Source organism: Stutzerimonas stutzeri (genome assembly GCF_018138085.1).
GTDB classification, from domain to species: domain Bacteria; phylum Pseudomonadota; class Gammaproteobacteria; order Pseudomonadales; family Pseudomonadaceae; genus Stutzerimonas; species Stutzerimonas stutzeri_AI.
The window spans coordinates 321,374-339,912 of record NZ_CP073105.1 but is presented as its reverse complement, the minus strand read 5'-3'; the positions used below and the strand labels follow the sequence as shown (position 1 = coordinate 339,912).

At 61.3% G+C, this 18,539-nt stretch carries 18 protein-coding genes; 12 read left to right on the top strand and 6 right to left on the bottom strand.

What is annotated here, in order from left to right:
- The first annotated feature begins 3 nt into the window (after positions 1 to 3).
- Entirely contained in the window at positions 4 to 447 is a 444-nt protein-coding gene (gene csgH, locus KCX70_RS01660; protein ID WP_212619090.1) for a curli-like amyloid fiber formation chaperone CsgH, read from the top strand.
- Here the strand turns inward: csgH and KCX70_RS01655 are convergent.
- On the bottom strand, positions 433 to 1,584 hold the full coding sequence (locus KCX70_RS01655; protein ID WP_212619089.1) for an acyltransferase family protein: 1,152 nt from the start codon (positions 1,582 to 1,584) through the stop codon (positions 433 to 435). The genes csgH and KCX70_RS01655 overlap by 15 nt on opposite strands.
- Positions 1,585 to 1,815: 231 nt before the next feature.
- Between KCX70_RS01655 and KCX70_RS01650 the strand changes: the two genes are divergently transcribed.
- The 8 genes from KCX70_RS01650 to KCX70_RS01615 all read left to right on the top strand — a co-directional run bounded on the left by KCX70_RS01650 (position 1,816) and on the right by KCX70_RS01615 (position 8,858).
- The gene (locus KCX70_RS01650; RefSeq protein WP_212619088.1) at positions 1,816 to 2,664 is read left to right on the top strand and encodes a hypothetical protein; all 849 of its coding nucleotides are present in this window, start codon (positions 1,816 to 1,818) and stop codon (positions 2,662 to 2,664) included.
- Positions 2,665 to 2,754: 90 nt separating this feature from the next.
- Positions 2,755 to 3,696, top strand: a complete 942-nt coding sequence (locus KCX70_RS01645; protein WP_212619087.1) for a polysaccharide deacetylase family protein — start codon at positions 2,755 to 2,757, stop codon at positions 3,694 to 3,696.
- Positions 3,697 to 3,802: 106 nt separating this feature from the next.
- On the top strand, positions 3,803 to 4,813 hold the full coding sequence (locus tag KCX70_RS01640) for an SDR family oxidoreductase (RefSeq protein WP_212619086.1): 1,011 nt from the start codon (positions 3,803 to 3,805) through the stop codon (positions 4,811 to 4,813).
- Positions 4,814 to 4,947: 134 nt separating this feature from the next.
- Complete coding sequence (locus KCX70_RS01635) at positions 4,948 to 5,553, top strand: outer membrane protein (RefSeq protein ID WP_212619085.1); 606 nt, start codon at positions 4,948 to 4,950, stop codon at positions 5,551 to 5,553.
- 69 nt (positions 5,554 to 5,622) lie between these two features.
- A complete protein-coding gene (locus KCX70_RS01630) occupies positions 5,623 to 6,300 on the top strand; it encodes a response regulator (protein WP_212619084.1) in 678 nt (225 codons plus the stop codon).
- On the top strand, positions 6,297 to 7,694 hold the full coding sequence (locus KCX70_RS01625; protein WP_212619083.1) for an ATP-binding protein: 1,398 nt from the start codon (positions 6,297 to 6,299) through the stop codon (positions 7,692 to 7,694). The genes KCX70_RS01630 and KCX70_RS01625 overlap by 4 nt, the downstream gene beginning before the upstream one ends.
- Before the next feature lie 85 nt (positions 7,695 to 7,779).
- The gene (locus tag KCX70_RS01620; RefSeq protein ID WP_021207264.1) at positions 7,780 to 8,223 is read left to right on the top strand and encodes a ketosteroid isomerase-related protein; all 444 of its coding nucleotides are present in this window, start codon (positions 7,780 to 7,782) and stop codon (positions 8,221 to 8,223) included.
- A gap of 239 nt (positions 8,224 to 8,462) precedes the next feature.
- Entirely contained in the window at positions 8,463 to 8,858 is a 396-nt protein-coding gene (locus KCX70_RS01615) for a hypothetical protein (protein ID WP_212619082.1), read from the top strand.
- Between the two features lie 448 nt (positions 8,859 to 9,306).
- On the opposite strand, the gene KCX70_RS01610 is transcribed toward KCX70_RS01615, so the two are convergent.
- From KCX70_RS01610 to KCX70_RS01590, 5 genes are all read right to left on the bottom strand, one after another.
- On the bottom strand, positions 9,307 to 10,248 hold the full coding sequence (locus KCX70_RS01610; protein ID WP_212619081.1) for a phosphatidate cytidylyltransferase: 942 nt from the start codon (positions 10,246 to 10,248) through the stop codon (positions 9,307 to 9,309).
- Entirely contained in the window at positions 10,245 to 10,844 is a 600-nt protein-coding gene (locus tag KCX70_RS01605) for a lysophospholipid acyltransferase family protein (protein WP_212619080.1), read from the bottom strand. Before KCX70_RS01605 ends, KCX70_RS01610 begins: the two co-directional genes overlap by 4 nt.
- Entirely contained in the window at positions 10,844 to 11,464 is a 621-nt protein-coding gene (locus tag KCX70_RS01600) for a CDP-alcohol phosphatidyltransferase family protein (RefSeq protein ID WP_212619079.1), read from the bottom strand. The genes KCX70_RS01605 and KCX70_RS01600 overlap by 1 nt, the downstream gene beginning before the upstream one ends.
- Before the next feature lie 153 nt (positions 11,465 to 11,617).
- Positions 11,618 to 12,277, bottom strand: coding sequence for a DUF2931 family protein (locus KCX70_RS01595; RefSeq protein ID WP_212620270.1), 660 nt, complete (start codon positions 12,275 to 12,277; stop codon positions 11,618 to 11,620).
- Entirely contained in the window at positions 12,277 to 13,827 is a 1,551-nt protein-coding gene (locus KCX70_RS01590; RefSeq protein WP_212619078.1) for a T6SS phospholipase effector Tle1-like catalytic domain-containing protein, read from the bottom strand. Before KCX70_RS01590 ends, KCX70_RS01595 begins: the two co-directional genes overlap by 1 nt.
- Before the next feature lie 481 nt (positions 13,828 to 14,308).
- On the opposite strand from KCX70_RS01590, the gene KCX70_RS01585 reads away from it, so the two are divergent.
- The 3 genes from KCX70_RS01585 (at position 14,309) to KCX70_RS01575 (ending at position 18,536) form a co-directional block, all read left to right on the top strand.
- Positions 14,309 to 14,884, top strand: a complete 576-nt coding sequence (locus tag KCX70_RS01585; RefSeq protein ID WP_212619077.1) for an antibiotic biosynthesis monooxygenase — start codon at positions 14,309 to 14,311, stop codon at positions 14,882 to 14,884.
- 216 nt (positions 14,885 to 15,100) lie between these two features.
- Positions 15,101 to 16,180, top strand: coding sequence for an ABC transporter substrate-binding protein (locus KCX70_RS01580; RefSeq protein WP_212620269.1), 1,080 nt, complete (start codon positions 15,101 to 15,103; stop codon positions 16,178 to 16,180).
- On the top strand, positions 16,167 to 18,536 hold the full coding sequence (locus KCX70_RS01575; protein ID WP_212619076.1) for a putative bifunctional diguanylate cyclase/phosphodiesterase: 2,370 nt from the start codon (positions 16,167 to 16,169) through the stop codon (positions 18,534 to 18,536). Before KCX70_RS01580 ends, KCX70_RS01575 begins: the two co-directional genes overlap by 14 nt.
- Positions 18,537 to 18,539 lie beyond the last annotated feature (3 nt).

The window sequence follows — 18,539 nt, the reverse complement described above, 5'->3', positions numbered from 1 at the left end:
CCCATGTTCACGCCCATCCTGGCAACCCTGATGCTGACCACCGCTGCCGCACCCGTCGAGGCGCGGCTGGAACTGAGCCCTGACAACGACCAGCTGCGCTTGCGGCTGTGCTTCAGCAGCGCGCAACCCCACCCACTGACCTATCAGCTCGAAGTGCTGACCCGCGGACGTGCCGGCACCAGCCGCAGCCGCCAATCGGGCAAGCTGGTCAGCGGGCCCGAGACACAATGCCCGCTGAATAACCGTCTAGGTTTGTCCGAAGACAGTCGAGTCGAGGCGACGCTGACCTGGGTTGTCGATGGCGAAGAACAGACACCCCTGCACCAGGCCTATCCCGCTATCCAACCGTCCGGCCCGGCATCCTCCCCGGAGCCAGTCCTGCCGCCGTCGGAAGGGCCTCGCCCTCCCGATGAATTGTTCGTCAGCGCCGATTCAGACCTGCGATAGCCGCAGCGACTCGCTGCGCGCAAGGCGGCGGCCGACCTCGATACCCTTCAGCTCGACGTAGTGATACGTGAAGGTCGACACGGCCAGCACCATCGCCAGCTCCAGCAGCGTGAGCAGGTCGTCTATCAACTGGCTGCCCGAACTGATGTAACGCATGATCTGGTCGCTGTCCGGTTGCTGCAGGATGACCGTGTAGTCCGTTCCGGTGAGTTTGGACAACACCACCGCAGCGCTGGTGAAGGCGAAGATCACCGCCGCGTGGGTCAGGTAGATGGAGAACGAAAGCTCCCCCAGACGCGCAAAGCCGCGCCGCTGCAACAGCTGTGAGACCACGCCGCGCTCGTTGGCGAACACCAGCACCACCACGCAGAACAGCAGGCTGGCGAGGATGCCCTGATGCGGCGTTTCATGGGTGAGCGTGCGGTACACCAGCAGCAGGCAAAGCACTTCCAGCACATTGAAAAACGGCTGGTCATCCATGCGGCTGATGGCCGGCTCCAGACGCCGATAGAGCTGGTAGGTCAGCGCGCCGGCAAAGAAGCACGAAGCGCCACGCCAGATGAACGGCTTGATCACGTCCAGCTCGACGTACAACGCGGCGAAAGACACCAGCGTGGCCAACGCCAGTACCTGCCCGCAATAACGCGGCGCCCACAGCAGCACCAGGCCCAGCAGCATGTACAGGTAGTACTCGATGCTGATGCTCCAGGCTGGCGTATTGAACGAGAGGCTGTTGAAGCTGCTGATCCAGCTTTGCAGTAGCAAGGCGTTGGGCAGGATTTCGCTTGGGGCGGTCTTGCCGCTGAATGCCGGGTCGTTGAACGAGAATCCATGGTGTTCGGCAAAGAGCTTGCCGAACTCCAAGCCGATGAAAACCACCAGCATCAGCAGATGGAGCGGGTACAGGCGAAACGTCCGGCTGATGACGAAGCGTTTGAGCGTCTGCGGGCCGAACTCGCGGGTCCCGTAGGCATGGAACATGACGAAACCACTCAGCACGAAGAAGAACTCGACGAACAGATCAGCGTGCCGAAAAAGACTGAGCTCGGAGAAACTCAGCAATATCTGGGTATGGAACAACACCACCGCAACCGCACAAACACCGCGAAAACTATCCAGTACGACAAAGCGTTTCATTCCTTTCACCTTGCTCGACATCCAGTCACATACGCTGCGCGAGGGCCGCACAACAACACTGGTCAACGGAGATAAGCGCGGGGAACCCGCGTCATACTGAGATCAATTAGCCATCAAAAGAGTTCCGATGGTTCCGGAACGCCGCTGCATTAAATCCAGGCGCGCCAATGTGTAGACGAGGTTGCGGTTTACCCGTACGGTCCAAGCCTTACGTCAGATGCCGAGGTCCCCTTGCCACGCTGGTACCACCTGTCGTCGCTGCTCCGCGCCGTTGTCGTTCTGGGCGCTGCAGCCCTCCTCGCCTTTGGTGTGATTGCGTATCTGGAACGCAACACCTTTGCCCGCTTCGATACCTTGCAGGGCCCGCAAGAACGCAGCCGGATTGCCGCCGATACCCGCACCGATTGGCGTCTTTATCAGAACGGTTCGGCATCGCGACTGGCGATACTGCTGACCGACGAGAACTCCGCCTGGCTGGGCCTGGCGCATGGCCTGAAGAGCATCGGCGTGCCCTTCACCATCACCCGGGACGCGGCGCAGGCTACCCGACACAAGGTGGTGCTCGCCTACCCGACTCTTTCGGGCCGTCATCTCGACGAGCAAGCGCTCGTTGCACTACGCCGGCATGTGACGCACGGCGGAACACTGGTCGCGACACAGGTGCTCGGTGGGGGGCTGCAGGACTTGTTCGGCTTCGCTGCGGTAAGCGAGTCGCGCAGCCATCACCGTATCGATTTTATCGACGATGCCGCCGCTACGGAGCCATCCTTGGCCTGGTTGAACCACCCGCACGAGCGGTCGGTTCTGCTCGGCAATCCGGACAATCCCGACGCCTGGATGGGGACCCAGGTCTATGAGGGCGCCGACACTGTGCTGGCACGGTTCGACGACGGCTCGCCGGCGCTGGTCCGCCGGGCGGATGCCAGCGGCGGTGCGGCCTATGCACTTGGCTTCGATCTAGGCTTCTTCATCATGCGTGCCCACGGCGATCGAAACGACCAGGGGTACCGCAGCTACGCCAACGGCTACGAACCTTATGTGGACGTCTGGCTGCGCTGGATCCGCGAGCTGTACCACTAGCGCGAGCCGCTGGCGGTCACGCTGGAGGCCGCGCCAGAGGGCAAACGCCTCGCCGCAGTGGTGAGCTTCGATGTCGATTATGTGGATTCGATGGAACACCTGAAGGCGTATCAGGACCTGCTTTTGCAGCTGGAGGTGCCCGCAACGTTCTTCATTCAGACCAAGTACTACCGCGACTTCCAAGATGAAGGCTTCTTCAACGACCGGACGCTCGGGATGATCGACAGCCTGCAGCGATCCGGGATGGAGATTGCCAGCCACTCCGTCAGTCATTCGGATATGTACGCGTCGGTCCCCATCGGCGATGGGCAGGAAGCCTATCCGGGTTACCAGCCTCGCGTGAAAGCGCCGGGTGACACCCGTAACGCCAGCGTGCTGGGCGAGCTGCGGATCAGCAAATTTCTGCTCGAACATCTGAGCGATGCCGAAGTGGTTTCATTTCGGCCGGGCTATCTGGCCACCCCTCCGAGTCTGCCCCAGGCGATGGAGGCTTCGGGGTATCGTTTCGGTTCCTCCGAAACCGCCGGCAACGTCACCACTCACCTGCCCTACCGCGCCAATCACGACCGTCTATACGGACGAGAAACCTCCATTTTCGAATTCCCGATTGCGGTGGAAGACGAAATTGCCCCTGTCATGGATCAGCGCGACAACGACGCAGTTTTGCTGGCGCGCCAGATTGCCCGCTATGGCGGGAGTTTCGTCATTCTCGTCCACCCCAACGAAATCGAGCACAAGTATCGCTTTTTGGAGTCAGTCATTCCGCAGCTGCAGCCCTTCACCTGGTTCGGCACCCTGGCGCAGCTCGGCGGTTGGTGGTCCGCCCGTGATCAGTTAGAGATAGACGTGAGTCGCGAAGGCGCCGAGACGGTCATCGATCTGACAGCCACCGCCCCCATCGACGGCCTCAGCCTGCAATTGCCAATGAACTTGAAGCTGAGCCGTTCTGAAGCGACGGCGGAGGCGCTCGAAGACAATCGCCTCTTGATCAAACATCTACCTGCGGGCATTACCCGGATCAGCCTCCAATAGCAGACAGCCGGCCACGACGCCTGCCATCCATCGCCTGCCCGGAACCGGAAGCGGGGCCATGGCTTCTACCGAGCCAACCCACAGTTGCCGCTACCGAGGAGATCCGATGCGCATTTCTCTTAAACCCTTGCACGAGCAGGTCATCGTCATCACCGGCGCTTCCAGCGGCATCGGCCTGGCGACTGCCCGCCTCGCCATCGAAAGGGGTGCCCGCGTGGTGCTGGTGGCGCGCAACGAAGAAGCCCTGCTCGACATCGAGCGCGACCTGAATGCCGGTAGCCGCGTGCTTCACGTCATGGCTGACGTCGGCGAGCGCGCGCAGCTGGAACGGGTCGCCAGCGAGACGATCGCCCGCTTCGGTGGCTTCGACACCTGGATCAACAACGCCGGCAGTTCGGTCTGGGGGCGCTTCGACGAGGTCAGCGACGAAGATCACCAACAGGTGATGCAGACCAACTTCTGGGGCACGCACTACGGCTCCTCCATCGCCGTCAAACACCTGCGCGACAAGGGCGGTGCGCTGATCAACATCGGCAGTGTCGAGTCGGCCAATGCGCTGCCCTTCCACAGCAGCTACAGCGCCAGCAAGCATGCGATCAAGGCCATGACCGACGTGCTGCGGGTGGAGCTGCAGAAGTCGCGCACGCCGGTGTCGGTCACGCTCGTGCGTCCCTCCTCGACCGACACGCAGTTCATGGACCACTCCAAGAACTACCTGCCCAGCGCGCCGGTATTTCCGCCGCCCGTCTACGCACCCGAAGTCGTCGCCCGCGCGATCCTCCATGCTGCCGAGCACCCGCAGCGCGACGTCTACATCGGCAATGCCAAGCTGCTTTCGCGGCTCGCGCAGAACGCGCCGCACCTAGCCGACTGGATCAACCGCACCTTCGTCTACGACACCATCAAGAGCGGCCGCCCGGATCGACACCCCCGCGGCGCGCTCCATGCCAGCGACGTCGGCAGCGCAGGTGACGGCAGCGCCAGCGGCAGCTATCCCGGCATGGTGCTGACGCGCAGCCTGTACACCCGTGCCACGCAGCATCCGCTCGCGACCACCGCTGCGGTGGCCGTGGGCGCGGCGGCGTTGGTCGCCTTGTTCGGGCGTCGCGGGCGCTAGCGGATCGATGGCGCAGCCAGCTTGCACCGGCTGCGCCATCGTTCAGCTCAGGTTCAGCCAGGGTTCAGGAGCCGTTCAGCGCCCCGCAGGCAGGATGGAGACGTAAATTTTCCACGCCTGCAAAGGAGCGACACATGAACAAGCTGCACACCCTGGCCATCGCCACCACCCTGAGCGTTTTCACCCTCGGCGCCCAAGCCGCCGACAATTTCGCCGGCCTCACCTGGGGCAAGAGCACCGTCAACATGGATCGCTCCAGCAGCCTGAAGCAGAACATGCCGGGCGCGAACCGCTTCGATGACACCTTCAAGAACAGCGGCACCTGGGGCATCCGTGCCGGTCAGATGACTGACGAGGCGCGCTACTATGCCACCTACGAAAACGTATCCGACGACTACGGCAGCTCGCTCAAGCTGCGTCAGCAGAACCTGATCGGCAGCTACGACATGTTCCTGCCGATCGGTGAAACCACCCGCCTGTTCGGCGGTGCCAGCGCCGGGCTGACCAAGCTCGAAAACGAGTCCAGCGGCTACAGCCGCGACAGCGACATCGGTTACCTGGTGGGTCTGCAGGCCGGTGTCCTGCAAGACGTCGGCAATAACACATCGATCGAAGCCGGTTACCGTTACCTGCGCAGCAATGCCGGTACCGAAGTCTCCGAGCGCGGTGTCGGCAAGATCGGTTCGATCGACCTGCATAGCACCAAGCAGGCCTACCTCGGCGTGAACTACAAGTTCTAAGCTGCACGCTTGCATCGACAGGAACACGGCCGGGGATTGTCCCGGCCGTCTGCATGACAGGAGCCGCCCATGAAAGTGCTGGTGGTGGAAGACGAGGCGCTGCTGCGCCACCACCTACTGACTCGCCTGAGCGAAAGCGGGCACGTGGTCGACGCGGTCGCCGATGCCGAAGAAGCGCTATACCAGACCCGCGAGTTCAATCATGACCTCGCGGTGATTGATCTCGGCCTGCCGGGCATCTCCGGCCTGGACCTGATCCGCCAGCTACGCAGCAATGGCGAGCGCTTTCCCATCCTCATCCTCACCGCGCGCGGTAACTGGCAGGACAAGGTCGAAGGCCTGGCCGCCGGCGCCGACGACTACGTGGTCAAACCCTTCCAGTTCGAGGAACTGGAGGCGCGGCTCAACGCGCTGCTGCGACGCTCGTCCGGCTTTACCCAGGCGAGCATCGAGGCCGGCCCGTTGAAGCTCGACCTCAACCGCAAGCAGGCAATGGTCAATGACGAGCCCCTGCCGCTGACCGCCTTCGAGTACCGCATACTCGAATACCTGATGCGTCACCAGCAGCAGGTGGTCGCCAAGGAACGCCTGATGGAGCAGCTCTACCCGGACGACAACGAGCGTGACGCCAACGTCATCGAAGTGCTGGTCGGCCGGTTGCGGCGCAAACTGGATGCCCACGGCGGGCTGAAGCCCATCGATACCGTTCGTGGCCTGGGCTATCTGTTCACCGAGCGCTGCCGATGAGTCGTCGCTGGGGCCGTTGCCTGGTGCTGGCAAGAGCCGCACGTAACGGCAGTATGTCGCTGCGCCTGCGGCTGATGTTGGGGGCAACCGGCCTCGCCGTCCTGTTCATGCTCGCCCTGCTTCCGGTGATACAGGCCGCGTTCAGCCTCGCCTTCGAGCGTATCATTGAGGAGCGCCTGGCGGCCGACGCCAACACCCTGATCACCGCGTCACGCATCGAAGGCGGCCGGCTGATCATGCCGGATCGGCTGCCCGATGAAGAGTTCGATCTGCCCGATGCCAAGCTGCTGGGCTATATCTACGATCCGCAAGGCAAGAGACTCTGGCAGTCACGTTCGGCCGAGGACGAAAGCATCGACTACCAACCGCGCCTGAACGACCACATCACCGAATTCAGGCGGGTCCGCGACGCCGACGGTGTCGAGTACTTCGTCTACGACGTCGAGCTGCGCCTGACCGATGACGAACGCCAGGCGTTCAGCTTCGTCACCATGCAACCCACCAGCGAATATCGCAGCCTGTTCGAAGAATTTCGTCGCCAGCTCTACCTCTGGCTCGGCGGCGGTCTGCTGGTATTGCTGACGCTGCTCTGGCTGGGCCTGACCTGGGGCTTCCGCTCGCTGAAACGCCTCAGCCATGAGCTCGATCAGGTGGAGGCGGGCCGGCTGGATCGACTCAGCGACCAGCATCCACGTGAGCTCCTGCGCCTGACTCGCTCGCTGAACCGGTTGCTCGATGGTGAACGCCGCCAGCGCGAGCAGTACCGCAATTCCCTCGGCGATCTGGCCCACAGCCTGAAAACGCCGCTGACCGTTCTACAAAGCGTCGGCGAAGTGATCAGTACCCAGCCGGACAACCGCGAGCAGTCCCGCGTCATGCGCGCCCAGATCGAGCGCATGAGCCAGCAGATCGGCTATCAACTGCAACGTGCGAGCCTCGGCCAGAGCGGCCTGGTGCGCCACCGGGTTGCGCTGCAACCGTTGCTGGTTCGCCTGTGCAGCACGCTGGACAAGGTCTACCAGGACAAACGCGTGCAGGTCGAGCTGCAGATCCCAGCAAAGGCCACCCTGCCGCTGGAGCAGGGTGCGCTGATGGAGCTGCTCGGTAATCTGCTGGAAAATGCCTACCGGCTTTGCCTCCACCAGGTGCGCATCAGCCTAAAGCAGCATCCCGACCATCTGATGCTGAGCATCGAAGACGATGGGCCCGGCGTCCCGGTCGACCAGCGCGCGCGCATTCTGCGCCGCGGAGAACGACTGGACGCCCAGCACCCAGGTCAGGGCATCGGCCTGGCGGTGGTAAAGGACATCATCGACAGTTACGACGGCGAGCTCAGGCTGGATGACTCCGAGCTCGGCGGCGCGGCGTTCCGACTTTGCCTGCCGCTCGACTGACAGGACAACACGCTCTGCCGATGGATGCCGGCTCCTGGTACCGGCTGCTACAGTTGCAGCTCCGCCCTTCTACCGGATAAGAAAGATGTCACTGGACGACAACAAACGCCTGGTCCGCCAACACATCGAACTGACCTGGAACCGTGGGCACCTGGCGCTTGCCGAGCAGTTGCACAGCAAGGATTTTCTCTACAAGAGCTCCTTCGTCGGCCACCCGATGGCCAGCCCCGCGTTTGCCGCGATGGTCGCCGAGATTCGGAGCGCCATGCCCGATCTCGAAGTGGTCGTCGAAGAGTGCATTGCCGAGGGCGACAAGGTGGTGACCTGGAGCACCCTGATCGGGACCATCGAAACACCCGCGTTCGGCTACCCGCCCAGCGACAAGGTGCTGAGCATTTCCGCGATGGCGTTCTGGACCCTGACGCCTGGCCAGCAGATTCGCGAGATTTGCACCATGTTCGACATGGAAAGCTTCCGCGCCCAGCTCGGCTTGGCAACGCGCACCTACGCCGAGAAAGCCTTGCCCTGACGGTCCAGTCGGCATGGCGGCGATCGCAACCGCCAACCCAGCCGCGGCAACTAACAACAGGGCAAGCTGCTAACAACTATCGATTTAATTGAATTAAATTATTGGCTGATTTAATCAATAGCCCCGCCGCCAACGAATATCACAGCCGTCGATTTGTACTATTGATACGCTCGCGTTTGTCCAATTCGTCTTCGTCCGTAGCATAGGTCCCGTACCCAACTACTACCGAGGACATCCTCATGAAAAAGCTCATTGCAAGCGTAATTCTGGCCGGCGTCGCATCGACAGCCTTCGCGATACCGCCAAGCCATCCGCAACCCATCGTGGGCGAAGCGCAGGGCGCCTCGACCGTGCAGGCACCGATATCCGGCGATCGCACCCTTTCGGAAAGCAGCTTCGATCGCACACCACTGGGTGAACAACTTGCTGAAGACGGCTTCGATCTCACCCCGATCTGTGGGCAGATTGCAGAAGACGGCTTCGACTTCACGCCGCAAGCAGACCAGGTCGCTGAAGACGGATTCGATCTGACGCCCCAAGCGGATCAAGTGGCGGACGATGGTTTCGAACGTACTCCGCTCGGACAACTGCTCGCGGAAGATGGTAGCGATCGTACCGGACTCGGTACGGTCTGAATGTAACGCTTCAATTCAAGGCGCCGTAGGCGCCTTTTTTGTTTTGCGGCCATAAACTACCCGCTGAACTATTAGTCTCAATGCTCGCCTTGTAACAACTCTTAAGACATGCTAACCACCAAGCAAGTTAATAACAACGCTTGGACTAAAGTGTTGATGTTGGGGATACTCGAAAATAGCTTTCCGCAATAAACAAGCGATCACGCTGCCTATTTCCCGATGAAGCTAATCACCTGACCGACGCCAGAACGCCGGCACGCACAAGGACACCCGCCAGAAGGCGTTCCGTGGAGGGTTGATCGGCCTGCTCCAAAGGCGACGGTGGTCGCCCGGCGGACCTGTTAAGGACGAGTTCGATAACTGCGTGACATCGACAAGGCACTGGTCACCTGCGTCAGGTGACCGTTAGCCGTCCTGTCGAGGCACGGATTTATCAGCGTGGCAGCGATCAAGCCGAGAAGAAATAACGGGTGAGATGGAAGAATACCGGCGCGGCGAAACACACCGAGTCCATCCGATCTAGCATGCCGCCGTGGCCTTTGATCATGGTGCCCCAGTCCTTGGCTTGCAGGCTGCGCTTGATCGCCGAGAGCGTCAGGCCGCCCAGAAAACCCATCACCACGATCACGAAGGACATGGCCATCGACTGGTAGAAGCTGAACGGTGTGAGCCAATACATGCCGCCGCCCGCCAGCATTGCCGCCAAGCCGCCGCCGACCAGCCCTTCTATCGTCTTGGAGGGGCTGACGATAGGCGCAACCTTGGTTTTTCCGAACAGTTTCCCGAACACGTACTGCAGCACATCGCTGATCTGAACGACGAACATCAGGTAGAACAGCAGCAGGGCGTTCTGCCCTTCAAAGCCTTCGAGATCGAGAATGAGCAGCGCCGGTGCGTGGCTGATGCAGTACACCGTGATCATGACGCCCCATTGAATCTTGGCCGCGCGCTCGAGAAAGCCATCGGTTTCCTGCGACAGCACGGCAATCGAAGGCAGGAACAGGAAGGCATAAACCGGAATCAGCAGCGTGACCATCGAATACCAGTGAATACCGATGAACACGTACTGCAAAGGAATGAGGATAAAGAAGGCTGCGAACAAGGCGTTGTGATCGCCCAGACGGGTCGGCGTCAACGTGATGAACTCTCGCAACGCGAACAGCGATATGAACGCGAACAGCACGACCGTCGCCGTGCTGCCCAGCAGGTACGAAGCGACGAAGATCGCGATCATCGACCACCAGGCGTTGATTCGTAGATTCAGATTGTCGACCGTTGCAATCGAGCCTTCCGACTTGGCGAAGCGCTTCAGAATCAGCCCCGTGACGGTGGCCACTGCCAACAGGGAAATGACCCCGGCCATCAGCACATAAAACTTGTTCTCGATCATTGGGCTAGCCTCACCACCGCTTCGCGGGCTCTGTTCAGGAAATCGCCGATCTCTTCGTTCTCTACAACCGCAAGCGGATCGCCGATCCGAATGGTGCAGATGATCGGCAGGGGCACGTGCTTGCCTTTCGGCATCGAGCGGTAAAGGTTGTCCAGATAGATGGGGACCAGGCGCGCTTGCGGAAACGCCTTGTGGAGCCGGTAAAGTCCGGATTTGAACTCGCCAGGAAGCGCCTGGAACCTGCGTGTCCCTTCCGGAAAGATGATCACCGAACAACCCTGTGCCATGGCCTGACGCACTGGCTCCAGAGGATCTTCGCCGTCCTTCGGTTGGCGATCGATAAGCACGGAGTTGAGCCCGCGCGTTGCGATGTATCGCAGGAACCTGTTCTTGCCCCAGTAATCGGCTGCCGCAAGGGGCTTGGTGTTGAGCCTCGCTTCCTTGGGCAGGGCTGCCATGATTGCCAGCGTGTCGATATGGCTGGCGTGATTGGCGAAATAGATGCGCTGACCGGACAGGTCTGGCGTGCTTTCGAAGCGAGCGCTGGCACCCAGCAGTAGTCGCAGAATCGAGATCAACAGGGTGGAAATCCACATCACGTCGCTTCCTTCAACTGACCGGCAACTGTTCGGGTGCGGGTGATACAGGTCACGACGGAACCAGCCGCGATGATGATCAGCGCTGCAAACAGGCCATGGTGCGTGGAGAACAAAAGGAACTCTGGGATATTCAGCGCCAGGCCAGCCGTCATGACCGCCATGCGATGCTGCTTGGCCATGGGACCGGCGAAGGTTTGCTTGAGCCCAAGCGATCCGCCAAATACCCGCACGTAGGCCGTCAAAGCGGCGGCAAGCGCGGCAAACCAGCCAAGCGAGGGTTCGGCGACCGCATAACCAAGCGTGACGATCAGCAGGCTGTCCGCGATGCGATCCGGAAACTCGTTGTACAGGCTGCCCAAGGCCGAGTGCTTGCCGCCTTCGATGGCCACCATCCCGTCGAGCAGGTTGCATACCAGCCTGAGCTGGATGAACACGATAGCCACAAGAGAAGCGAGGGCACCGGTAGACGTCAGCAGACTTGCAGCCGCCGCGGCCGCGAATCCGATACTCGCAACTGAAATTTGATTAGGGGAGATGCCTTGGTTGATCAAATACGTGGCAAGGTTCATTGCCCAACGCTGAGATCGAGATGTAACGGGTCTTCGGTTGTCTTGCATTCGGTGTTCCCTCACCTGGTAGTTATCGATATTTGAATTTACAGCGACGGCTGTATCTGGCTTCTATTGATAAAACAGTGCCCAGCCCAAGCCGGCTCGTTATACCGCGCAAATAAGCGGGACGTACTTATCTGCATATTTGCTTCTATACTTCTACCAACTTCCATATGGAATGCCGTACTTGTCGATATAGCGCTTGGTTTTTTCGTTGATCTTGTAAGCGTAGCGCCCTTCAGTCTTCCCTTGCGAAGGCCCGAGCGGCTCGATCTCCGCCTGCGCACGGGCTACCTTGACCGGCCTGTTGCATTCATCGCGGGTCCATACCTGCACAATACCGCCCGGTGCCAAACCCAGATGAAGAGCCGCTAAATAAAGGGCCGGTTGGTCTGGTGTTTCCGGGCAACGCCGATGAGTCGAGGTATGCATGAGCTGACGAGCTTCCTCGGGAATATCGATCCATACCCGATAGGTTTGCGGCTCCACTATGGATTGCCAACGGACATAGACTCGCTTGGGCAGGTCCGCGCCGACAACTCCATGAATACTCCCTGACTTGCCCCTCGGCCAACCTCTAGCCAGCTCAGTGTCATAGCCGTGATTACCAGTACCGATAATTCCACCAGTGCCATGATCGAAGAATTTGCCGTGGATATCCTCGACCCAGCTCGCCTCGACCCAACCGGTCATGTAAAGCGGCGCAAAGAATTCCAAACTCCACCATGGGTCCTTTGGATCATGTTCACCTGATAGTGGATCTATTGGCTGGCATCCCGATAGAGACAACAGCCCTACCAGAGCAAGAACAGTTCTAATCACAGTAAAGTCCATTCGGCTACGTGAGGATGGAATTGGCGCACGCCTCCGGCATTAGGCGCATTGAAGTAGATCAACTTAAGCCCACCAGAGCTTTTCTTTCCGAGTGGATTATTCCAATGTGCAGAAAAATGTATATAACGATGCTTTAGAACAGCTTCTTCGCGATCGGTCAGCCTATAGTCGCCGCGAGTGAAACGGTCGCATAGTTCCGCCAGTTCATCGGGAATAAGATACTGCGGTTCATCAGGAATATCGTCAAATCTAACGCCATGTCTTCTTGCCAACTCATGCATGACGCGCAGATAAACTCGCGATAACGCGCCACTGACCCGACGCTTGAGTTGCAGACCGGCATATACGCGCTTTTGCCGCGGCGCCAACCGATCCTGCGGATCTACCGGCAGCAACCGCGCCTCCGGGGTGACGATTTCCAGCATGGACGCCGGCCAGCCCGCGGCGATCATCCTCTGCCTGGCGTCGGCTGCGTCCTGGTAAATTGAGGTTGTCGTCACATCGACGCGCTGACCTACCACCAGCGCCTGCATCGGGGCGACCAGCACTCGCTCTTCGGCGTCGTCCAGGTAGCCACCGCCGATGTCCGAGTGCACGCCCGGCAAGATGATTTCAGGATGATCCGGGCTGACCTCGCTCAGTGGAAAGTTGGCACGTATCTCGTCGCGTGCCACCAACTGGACCACGTTCGCGAAGTACTTGCTCGGCAGATACAGGTTCAACCCCGGTGCGGTAGCGCTTCTGACGTTACCCAGATTAGCCAAGCCGCCCACCGAAGCGACGGTATCGAACAGGCCGATAAAACCGATGTTGATGTCATATCCGTAGCGGTCGATGAAATTCTTGCTGAAAGCGCGCGCTTTACCTTGCAAAGCCGCACCGAGCGGACCCTGCCGGCCTTTGACCACTTCGTTGGCGAAATGCCTTGCCGCTGCGGCACCGCGGCTGAAACCAAAGGCATCGAAGGTCAGCGCAGTAATGTCACCGCCAGGATTTGCCTCCCTGGCACGGCCGATAGCCGCGCCGATCATGGTAAACGCCCGCTGAACGCAGTTGCGAACGCCGGTAGCCCCCCGGCCCATGGCATAACCCAGTGCGCTGTCTTCCTCACCGCTCTGCGTACCGATACCTTCGACATAAACACTCAGCGAAACATGTTTCTGCGGGCCTGCATCTTCGGCGTCGGTCTGATCGACGTGCAGGCTCATGAGCTTCCGCACATTGGTCACATCATTCCCATAGCTGCTATCCGGCTCAGCCATATAGGGCTTGCAGTTGGAATCCAGATCCTCGGCCGCTATCGGGTGATGAGCGCCACATGCCAGGCCGAGCGCGGCGTTGGTGGCGTTATTGAGGGTGCCATCGAAGAACACGCCGATACGCAAGGCCAGCTTGATCTTCTCGGGTGATGTGGCCGGTTGGCTGCCGTGTCTCTCGTATTCAGCCCAGCGCTCGGCATGGATATCGACGGGCTGGGCGTCCTTCAGCTCGGCGTCGCGCTTGGTCCTGGGGATATTGGGTACGTAACCGCTCATTGTTTCCACCATCCTTGGTTGGAAGTTTTCCGCTCGTATATAGGCGGCGATTGGCGTCATCGGGACACGTCTCGCCCCGCCATGGCCGCCAGTAGGACTGAGCGTAGTGATCGTATCAAGCGCGTCGGTCACAAAGTGCGCAGCTGGCGTTGCGGTTCTGCGCCGTATCCTGCATCAGACGCACGGAGCTGCCTTTGCTTGGCGACGGATATCTTTCCGGAAGGCGCAACCGGAACGCGTTAATCGGCCTCGGCTGCCAAGCGCCACCGTCGCCCCGATTTCTGCAGCGGACGCCCCTTCCAAGTGCAAAAAATCTCCGTATAGTGCGCCGTCGCCTTCGGATGTGCCGACCTCACAAGGTCTGGCGCGTGCTGAAGGCCAGGGCATGATCCTTGCCTGACTTATGCCGCAGCCCATCACCCCGGCGCTGCGTTTGCCGAATGCCCTATCCGGGTGGCCGGCCTGATGCTGGAGATACACCATGTCTACCGAACCCGTCACCCTGATGGTGGCCCGCCGCGTGCGCGATGGCCGCTACCACGATCTACTCGCCTGGCTACACGAAGGCGAACAGCTGGCCGCGGATTTTCCCGGCTACCTCGGCTCCGGCGTGCTGGCCCCACCGCCTGGTGACGACGAATTCCAGATCGTCTTCCGCTTCGCTGACGAACAGACCCTCGACACTTGGGAGCATTCGGCTTCGCGCCGGGCCTGGCTGCAACGTGGCAGTGAATTGTTCGGCCAGCCCTATGAGCACCGCGCCCGAGGTATCGATGCCTGGTTCGGCGGTACGGACAGCCCACCGCCGCCGCGCTGGAAGCAAAGTGTAGCGATCTGGCTGGCGTTCTTTCCGGTCTCGCTGCTGTTCAACGCGCTGTTCGGCAACCTGCTCGGCGAGCTCAGCCTGGTGGCGCGCATACTGCTCAGCACCTTGGCCCTGACCCCGCTGATGACCTACCTGTTCATACCACTGTCCACGCGCCTGCTGGCGTCCTGGCTGCACGCCCCGCGTCGCCCGCAAACGCCTGCTACGAAACAGCCGGTCTCCGCCCGCTGATCGGATGAAAGCAAAAAGCCATCAAAAAGCATTGCCGCCATTCGTCTGACGTCATTAAAGTGCCACCACGGCGCGCCGACAACTTGCCCGTCCTCAGCCAGCACTGCTCGACAACCGTCGAGCTGAACTGTCGGGCGTCCGGCATCGCCACGCTTAGCCGGCCTCAGCGAGTCGATCCAGGCAAGGACACAGTGGATGGAGCAATCGATGAACAACATGATCCCGGCTTCGCCTCAGGTGCGGCGCCTCTGCGGTGCCGTCCTGGTCGCCGCCAGCTTGCTGGTTCCCGCACCGGCGGTGCGCGCTGCACAAACCCTGACCCTGCTGAACTGGGAGGAATATCTGAGCGAGGCGGTGATTGAGCGCTGGCAGGCCGAAACGGCCGTGACCATCCAGCAGATCTATTTCGACAGTGGTGACAAACGCGACGAGGTACTCGCCAAGCCGGAGCACCAGATAGACCTGGCGCTGACCGAGCGAATCAGTTCCGGCCGCTTCGGCGAGCGCGCCCTGCTCGACCCCATCGAGGATAAGAAGCTGCCGAACCTGCGCCACGTCTCAAAGCGCTGGCGAGACAGTTGCGGCCCCTACAGCATTCCCTATCTGTGGGGGACGCTGGGTATCGCTTACCGCATCGATCGCCTCGATCACGCGCCGCGATCCTGGGCCGAACTGCTGAAGCCGGCCGAGAGCCAGACGCCGCACATCATCATGATGGAAGACCACGAAGACGTCCTGGCCGCGCCGCTGATCTACCAGCAGCATTCGATCAATACCTCCAGCAATGACGAACTCAGGGCGGCCTTCGCCATGCTTCAGGGGCAGTCGAGCACGGTACTGACCTACGAATACGCGATCACCTCGCTGCGAGACCCGCGCCTTATCGACCAGGCTGACATGGCCCTGGCCTACAGTGGCGACCAGCTGGTACTCAACGAGGTCGAGGGCATCGAGGGAGAGCCCTGGCGCTATGTGGTCCCAGACGAAGGCACCCTGCTCTGGGTCGACTGCCTGTCGATCCCGGCCAATACGCCGAACAAGGCGCTGGCCTATCGCTTCCTGAATTTCATCAGCGACCCCGAGATCGCCGCGCTGAACGCCGCGCAACTTGCCGTCGCCACCCCCAACGCCGCGGCTCAGGCGTTGTTGCCCGAGGCGATTCGGCAAGATCCGAGCATTTACCCGCCTGAAGAGGTACTGGGACGCAGCCAGGTCTACGAGTCGCGCCCCCTGGAAGCGACGCAGACACGGCGGCGCATCATCAGTGCGCTGATAAACGCCCATGACGCTCGGTAAACGCGCCCTGCTGGTGATCTTCCCGGTCATTCTGATCATCCAGCTACTCGCCGCGACCACCGCCTACCTGACCCAGCGAGCCTCGTTGCTGGGCCTCGAACAGGCACGCCTGACGCAGCAGCTGTCAGCCTTGAAGTCCGCCTACATGGATTACGAGGCGTTCAGCCGCAGCGTGCTCTACTCGATCATCGACAGCCAGGCACTGCGGCTGTTTCTCCGTGAGTCCAACACCGCCTACCGCAACGAGACGCTCGGCCTGCGCATTCAGCAAAGCATCCGCTCGCTCTCGACCAGTCGGCTGTCGTTCGTCTCCTTCGCCATCGTCCAGCCCGATGGCGCCGTGGCCTACTATTTCGAAAGCAGCCTGTCGCCATTCGCCACCATCAACACCCGACAGCAGCAGGTAATCCTCGACGCCAGGCGTGCAACGGATCCCGGCGAGATGACCTACCTGGCCGACGCCGACGGCGGGCCGCTGTTGCTCAATACCGATTTCCTTCTGTCAGCCTCCAACAGCCGCCCGCTGCCCAGCCAGCGTGAGGCGGCCTTCGCCCTGCAGCTGGCCGTACGGCCGGAGCGCCTGCTCAGCCTCAAGCAGCGTCTAGAACAGGAATACGGCGCGGCGGTGGAAATCGCCCCGAACCTGCCGCCCGCGCCTGGCGGGTTGTCGGCCGAGGTCGAACTGTCGCGCTCGCTGCATGCGCGGCTGACCCCAGCGCCAGATTACATCGCCGACCGGCTGTGGACCCTGAGCCTGGCGTTCATCATTGGCGGCTCACTGATCGGCCTGATCACCATCGGCCTGTTGCTGCTGCTGATTCGTCGCTATGTCACCGACCCGATCAGCCAGCTGGACAGCCAGCTCACCGACCTGCTGCTGTGCCGCCGCGACGCTCTCGATGAACCCAGCGACGGCGGCGAGATCGGCCGGTTGACGTTGAACATGAAGACGCTCCACGAGCGCAACACGGCGGCACTGCAACGCATCCAGGACATCTCCTGGACCGACAGCCTGACCCTGATCAGCAACCGCGCCCACTTCAGCGTGCAGGCCAGCACCATGTACGACCAGTGCATGCAGAGCGGCCGACAACTGGCCCTGCTGTTTCTCGACCTGGACAATTTCAAGCAGGTCAACGACCAGCACGGCCACGATGCTGGCGACGCGCTGCTGAAGATCTTCGCCAAACGGGTACAGGGCGTGCTCCAGCGCCATCATCGAGCCCATCCGAACACCGAAACGGCGTTTGCCCGCTTGTCCGGTGACGAGTTCGCCGTCCTGCTGATGGCCGACCCCGACAGTGACAGCCTGCCGAGCCTGACCGACGCCATACTCGCGCTATGCCGCGGTGGCTTCGCGCTGGACGATCGTCTCTTCCCCGTCAGCGTCAGCATCGGCACGGCGTGGTACCCGGCCGATGCCGACTCCATCACCCAATTGCTGACCCGTGCCGACACGGCGATGTACCAGGCGAAAGCCGAGGGCAAGAACGTCGCGGTGGCCTTCTCGGCCAAGCTGGAACAGCGCAACCAGCGCATCCGCCTGGTCGAAGACCAGTTGCGCCAGCTCGACGGCGACCAGCAATTCCGCCTGGTCTACATGCCGGCGGTGGATCGCGAGGGGCGGGTCGTCAGTTGCGAGGTGCTGCTGCGCTGGCATTCGCCGCTACTGGGCACGGTATCGCCGGGCGAATTCATCCCCATCGCCGAGCGGGCGGGGCTGTTTCCGAAAATCGACAGCTGGGTGATCGACCATGCGCTGGCGGGCTATCCGGAACTGGTCAGGCTGTTCGGCGAGGGGGTGATCCTGGCGATCAACGTGTCCTCGGCACAGCTGACCGATGACCGCCTCTGCGATTACCTGATCGAGCGCGCCGCGCATTACGGCATCTGCTCCAGCCGCATCGAGATCGAGCTGACCGAAACCTACGCCGCCGAGCTTAGCAACCACACCATGGCGGTGGTGCGCGCCATTCGCATGGCCGGTTTCCGCGTGGCCATCGATGATTTCGGCGTCGGTTACACCTCGATCCAGCAGCTGCTCGAATACCCGGCCGACACCATCAAGCTGGACATGGCCATCATCGAGCGCCTGACCCGCCCTGACATGCAGGAGAGCCTCGGGGCGATCGTCGCGTTCTGCCAGGCCCAGGGCAAGCGGGTCAATGCCGAAGGCGTGGACACGCTGGAAAAGCAGTCCGCGCTACTGCGCGCCGGCTGCGACCTGTTCCAAGGCTACCTGATCTCGCCGCCGCGCTCGGTGCCGGCACTGGCCGAGTGGGTGGCCGTCCGCGATCGCTCGCAAAGCGGGCTGCATCTCCAAGCATTGCACGCGCCGACGCTCGCCCCGAGCTGAGCC

What these genes read in the sequence shown, in the direction of transcription:
- csgH (WP_212619090.1), top strand. Translation starts at nt 4, where the DNA reads ATGTTCACGCCCATCCTGGCAACCCTGATGCTGACCACCGCTGCCGCA.
- KCX70_RS01655 (WP_212619089.1), bottom strand. Translation starts at nt 1,584, where the DNA reads ATGAAACGCTTTGTCGTACTGGATAGTTTTCGCGGTGTTTGTGCGGTT.
- KCX70_RS01645 (WP_212619087.1), top strand. Translation starts at nt 2,755, where the DNA reads ATGGAACACCTGAAGGCGTATCAGGACCTGCTTTTGCAGCTGGAGGTG.
- KCX70_RS01640 (WP_212619086.1), top strand. Translation starts at nt 3,803, where the DNA reads ATGCGCATTTCTCTTAAACCCTTGCACGAGCAGGTCATCGTCATCACC.
- KCX70_RS01635 (WP_212619085.1), top strand. Translation starts at nt 4,948, where the DNA reads ATGAACAAGCTGCACACCCTGGCCATCGCCACCACCCTGAGCGTTTTC.
- KCX70_RS01630 (WP_212619084.1), top strand. Translation starts at nt 5,623, where the DNA reads ATGAAAGTGCTGGTGGTGGAAGACGAGGCGCTGCTGCGCCACCACCTA.
- KCX70_RS01625 (WP_212619083.1), top strand. Translation starts at nt 6,297, where the DNA reads ATGAGTCGTCGCTGGGGCCGTTGCCTGGTGCTGGCAAGAGCCGCACGT.
- KCX70_RS01620 (WP_021207264.1), top strand. Translation starts at nt 7,780, where the DNA reads ATGTCACTGGACGACAACAAACGCCTGGTCCGCCAACACATCGAACTG.
- KCX70_RS01615 (WP_212619082.1), top strand. Translation starts at nt 8,463, where the DNA reads ATGAAAAAGCTCATTGCAAGCGTAATTCTGGCCGGCGTCGCATCGACA.
- KCX70_RS01610 (WP_212619081.1), bottom strand. Translation starts at nt 10,248, where the DNA reads ATGATCGAGAACAAGTTTTATGTGCTGATGGCCGGGGTCATTTCCCTG.
- KCX70_RS01605 (WP_212619080.1), bottom strand. Translation starts at nt 10,844, where the DNA reads ATGTGGATTTCCACCCTGTTGATCTCGATTCTGCGACTACTGCTGGGT.
- KCX70_RS01600 (WP_212619079.1), bottom strand. Translation starts at nt 11,464, where the DNA reads ATGCAAGACAACCGAAGACCCGTTACATCTCGATCTCAGCGTTGGGCA.
- KCX70_RS01590 (WP_212619078.1), bottom strand. Translation starts at nt 13,827, where the DNA reads ATGAGCGGTTACGTACCCAATATCCCCAGGACCAAGCGCGACGCCGAG.
- KCX70_RS01585 (WP_212619077.1), top strand. Translation starts at nt 14,309, where the DNA reads ATGTCTACCGAACCCGTCACCCTGATGGTGGCCCGCCGCGTGCGCGAT.
- KCX70_RS01580 (WP_212620269.1), top strand. Translation starts at nt 15,101, where the DNA reads ATGATCCCGGCTTCGCCTCAGGTGCGGCGCCTCTGCGGTGCCGTCCTG.
- KCX70_RS01575 (WP_212619076.1), top strand. Translation starts at nt 16,167, where the DNA reads ATGACGCTCGGTAAACGCGCCCTGCTGGTGATCTTCCCGGTCATTCTG.